The organism is Affinundibacterium flavidum, assembly GCF_014284175.1.
GTDB classification, from domain to species: domain Bacteria; phylum Pseudomonadota; class Gammaproteobacteria; order Burkholderiales; family Burkholderiaceae_D; genus Undibacterium; species Undibacterium flavidum.
The window spans coordinates 1-4,398 of the sequence record NZ_JACOGA010000038.1 but is presented as its reverse complement, the minus strand read 5'-3'; the positions used below and the strand labels follow the sequence as shown (position 1 = coordinate 4,398).

Here is a 4,398-nt window from a genome sequence, read left to right as displayed (position 1 = left end):
ACCTCAGCCAAAAGACCCAAGGCAGTGATAGTACGTACTACAGCTACAACGCCAGAGACAACCTGATCAGCGTTCGCAAAAACAATACGGTGCTCGGCAACTACAGCAATAACCACCTAGGTCTGCGCGTAGAAAAAGAAGCCAAAGACCCCTTACAACCGAATGCGCCCCCCGCGATCTTCCGCACCCTCTGGAACGGCCGTCACGCCTTCCAGGACAGCGACACCAGCGGCAATACCCTAAGCCGCTATGAAAACGACGGACGCCACACCGTCAGCTTCTGGAGCAGCAGCGACGGCAGCCAAGCCCTCCACCACGACGCCCTAGGCAGCATCACCGCCACCACGGACAACAGCGGACAACTCAAAAGCGAAACCGTCTACGACGCCTTCGGCAACATCGTCAGCAGAAGCGGCACAAGCGCCAACAAGTTCGGCTACACCGGCCACCAGATGGATCAAGAGACCGGCTTGATCTATTTCCAAGCCCGCTACTACGACCCACAAACAGGCCGCTTCATCACCCAAGATCCGTATGAGGGTGACTGGAACACACCACTGTCTTTGCATCACTATTTGTATGCGTATGGGAATCCGACGACTTATGTGGATTTGCATGGATACTCCCCGCAAGATCCCAACGACAATTGGAACATCACTTCGCGCAATCCTGTCACAGCGATAGCGCCGATACCAGTATGCCTGCCCCCAGTGTGTACGATTGCTCCGATGCCGATAGTAACTCCAGGTGGAAGTAATGGAGGATCAATAGGTGGAGCGATCACACGCGGATGGGATAATCTCACAAGCAATATCAAGTCCATCTCAAACAAAATTTTTGGAGATGCACCAGCATCAGTTAGCGGTGCATCAGCAAGTGCCAGGCCAAAGCCAGCAGAGTATCGAATTTCACCAGAAGAAATGGCGAGATGGCAAGAGGATTGGGCGAAGAAAGATGCGCAATCAGCGGGCTTGAAAAAGGCGACGACACCGTTTGTGATTACCGAAGGCGATCAAGGCAAACTGGAAGGTAAGCCGATTGAACCGATAAAGGGGCCAAGCCATACAGGACAGACAAAACCACGTCCGCAAAGTCGGCCTATCCTTGAGGGTAAGCCGATTCATCGCCCAGATATTTCTCCTTTGATTACGCCGATTGATCAGCAGGAGGGAAATGGCATAATTGGTACGCCTATCGCAGAGCAGGATTTTAAATCACATATAATTGCCAAAGATCGAAGAATTGCTAATCAGGTTTCAGGAAGCGATCGAGAAAAGCGTGTGCAGGGTAAATTGGAGGCAGCATTTCCAAATGCCGATGTTCAGCGTGAGCGATTATTGAGAAATGCAGATAACACAAAGGCGGTTGATCCAGTTACTGGTGAGGGTAGACGAATTGATCATGCTGTGATTGAAAACGGAGTGGTGATTTATCTTATTGAGACGACAAGTAAGACCTCAGATAAAGCAGCTCAGACCGAAAAAGAAATAAATATTCGCTCCGAAGGAGGTACTTTTATTCGCGACAAAAGAACAGGAAAGTTAATTGACGTGTCAAATGTACCAACGAGAATTATAAGGGTTAAGTAAAATGGAAAAAGATTTTCAGGTTTCATCACTCATAGGTTTTTTTAATGCAAGTAAAAATTTAAACTATCGTAAAAGAGCTCTTGAACGATTTTCAATTTGGGTTCGCTATTTCCAACAGAATGGATTATTAAGTAGAACAATCCTTGAAGATAATCAAGAACCCAATTGGGAAATGAAGGTAATGCGATCAGATTTTACTGATGAAGGCTTTGAACTATATAAACAAGCGAGTTTAAAATGGTCGGGTGGACATGATCGTGGGAAACCAATTTCAGATACAAAAATTTTTGATAAATATCTAAAGAAAATTAGAGACACCGCCCCCTAGAGAGAAAAGTGGGATGCCCGTCTGTAGTGTTCATAAGAAAAAACATACACTTTTAAGATGGTTTAAAAAATCACGAGCTGTTTAATTAGAAATTTATATGAAACAGCTCAGATTTTTAAAATAAATTGTTTTAAATAATCGCTCTGTTTAGAAACTGATCAATCACGCGCTCAATGTGTGAGCGAAGCGGGCATTTATTTTAACCGACCATTAACTGATCAATCACGCGCTCAATGTGTGAGCGATAAACTGGACTACGTTTAGTCCATCTATCTTTAATAATCTGAGTTTTGTAGCTGGCAAAAGTGCTAGCTACAGCCACGACAACACCCAGATCACCTACAGCAACGGCACCAGTAGCAACATGCGCTACGACGCTGCGCTGCGCATACAACAAGTAACACACGCCAAAGGCAACATCATCCATGCGCGCACCGACTACGTGTTCGACCAAAACGGCAATCGTACCAAAGAAACCATCAACCGCAACGCCGCCGCCCAAGTCACCAATTACAGCTACGACAAAGCCGACCGCCTGACCCAAACCGAGGTCATCGACGTCAACCAAACTGTCACCACAGCCTACACCTTAGACAGCGTCGCCAATCGCACCAAAGAAATCATCAGCACCAAACCAGCAGGCACAGGCAGCACAAGCAGCACAGGCAGCACAGGCAGCCCAACAAGCATCACAAAAACTTACACCTACGACGGTCGCAACCAACTCACCGCCATCACCGACACAGCCGCAGGCAACACCACATTAAGCTACGACAGCCAAGGCAACCTCAGCCAAAAGACCCAAGGCAGTGATAGTACGTACTACAGCTACAACGCCAGAGACAACCTGATCAGCGTTCGCAAAAACAATACGGTGCTGGGCAACTACAGCAATAATCACTTAGGTCTGCGTGTCGAAAAAGAAGCCAAAGACCCCTTACAACCGAATGCCCCGCCCGCGATCTTCCGCACCCTCTGGAACGGCCGTCACGCCTTCCAGGACAGCGACACCAGCGGCAACACCCTAAGCCGCTATGAAAACGACGGACGCCACACCGTCAGTCTGTGGAGCAGCACCGACGGCAGCCAAGCCCTCCACCACGACGCCCTAGGCAGCATCACCGCCACCACGGACAACAGCGGCCAGCTCAAAAGCGAAACCGTCTACGACGCCTTCGGCAACATCGTCAGCCAAAGCGGACAAAGCGCCAACAAATTTGGTTACACCGGCCACCAGATGGATCAAGAGACCGGCTTGATCTATTTCCAAGCCCGCTACTACGACCCACAAACAGGCCGCTTCATCACCCAAGATCCGTATGAGGGCGACTGGAACACACCACTGTCTTTGCATCACTATTTGTATGCTTATGGGAATCCGACGACTTACATTGATTTGCATGGGTATCAATCAAGAAAACCTTACTACATGTCGATTGATCCAGTTACTGGTCAAAAGACATTTGGTGATCGTCCACCTGCGCCGAATGCCGATCAACAAGCAGCGAACAACATCGCACGAGAACAAGAAAGAGCACGGAGGACTCTTGCTGACAAAACTCGACCATCGAATAATATTGATGACCCAGAGTTTGTTCAAAGACGATTAACACGTGAAGCCGCCCACAAGCCTGGTATTGGCGGAGATGAAGTCGAAGAACTGCCTAGTCAAATACAACTAAGGCAAATGCATTCACGCGCCAAATTAGCATTTCAGATAGGCGGAGAAATTGTTGAGGGTGTGGCACCAACGCCTGAGACCATTATAGCTGGCCCACTAGTCGGTGGCATACTCAATAAAGCAAAGCCCTTATTGCCGTTCTTGAAGGAAGCTGCGAAAGACACATTCAAGGCGAAGAAGACTGAGCAAACTATTGCTAAAATTGAGTCTGTTGAGGTTAATGGTGCGGAGCAAGCAGTACTAAAAAATGAACAGCGTTCTGGAAATTTTTATGTTCCAAGTAGAGATGCTTCGCTTCGAAAAATTGAAAATGATGTTGATAAATGGTCTTTAGTTCCAATCTCTGATAGACAGAAAAAAATGATTGCTGATAAATTATCGGCAATAAAACAGAGATCATCGGAGCTTAATCGTGAATTGCGTAGAGACTTCGAAAAAAATCAGAAAAACCTCATCAAGAGGTGGGAGGCTGAAACTGGAGAAAACTGGCCATCTGGAGCAACTCCACACCATATTATTCCTTTGAAAAATGGTGGGGGAAATGAATGGTGGAATCTCGCCCCGGTAAAAAATCCTCATACCGGAACGATTCATGGAACTGGTTCTGCACTTCGTACAGAATTACCTTATAAAATTGAACCGGGAACAATTTCAAATCTAAAGTGAGAAAGTTTATGATGTTTTCTAATACCTGTTTAACTATTCGCGATTGGTGTGAGCGTAGTAATGGGAAACCGATTAAATTGCCTTCGGGCGATAATTTTTCTTTTATTCAAAAAAAGAGGTATTCCGACGATGAA

The 4,398-nt window shown here is 46.9% G+C and carries 3 protein-coding genes; all 3 read left to right on the top strand.

Annotated elements, in window-relative coordinates; all coding sequences use genetic code 11:
• A partial coding sequence (locus tag H8K55_RS21210) for an RHS repeat-associated core domain-containing protein (protein ID WP_329605077.1) occupies nucleotides 1-1,589 on the top strand: 1,589 nt, incomplete at its 5' end.
• Nucleotide 1,590: 1 nt separating this feature from the next.
• Nucleotides 1,591-1,917 carry a hypothetical protein gene (locus tag H8K55_RS21205; protein ID WP_186944239.1) on the top strand — a complete coding sequence of 109 codons (327 nt, stop codon included), beginning with the start codon at nucleotides 1,591-1,593 and terminating at the stop codon, nucleotides 1,915-1,917.
• A 364-nt stretch (nucleotides 1,918-2,281) separates the two neighbouring features.
• Nucleotides 2,282-4,264, top strand: coding sequence for an RHS repeat-associated core domain-containing protein (locus tag H8K55_RS21630; RefSeq protein WP_222612568.1), 1,983 nt, complete (start codon nucleotides 2,282-2,284; stop codon nucleotides 4,262-4,264).
• Nucleotides 4,265-4,398 lie beyond the last annotated feature (134 nt).

What these genes read in the sequence shown, in the direction of transcription:
- H8K55_RS21205 (WP_186944239.1), top strand. Translation starts at nt 1,591, where the DNA reads ATGGAAAAAGATTTTCAGGTTTCATCACTCATAGGTTTTTTTAATGCA.
- H8K55_RS21630 (WP_222612568.1), top strand. Translation starts at nt 2,282, where the DNA reads ATGCGCTACGACGCTGCGCTGCGCATACAACAAGTAACACACGCCAAA.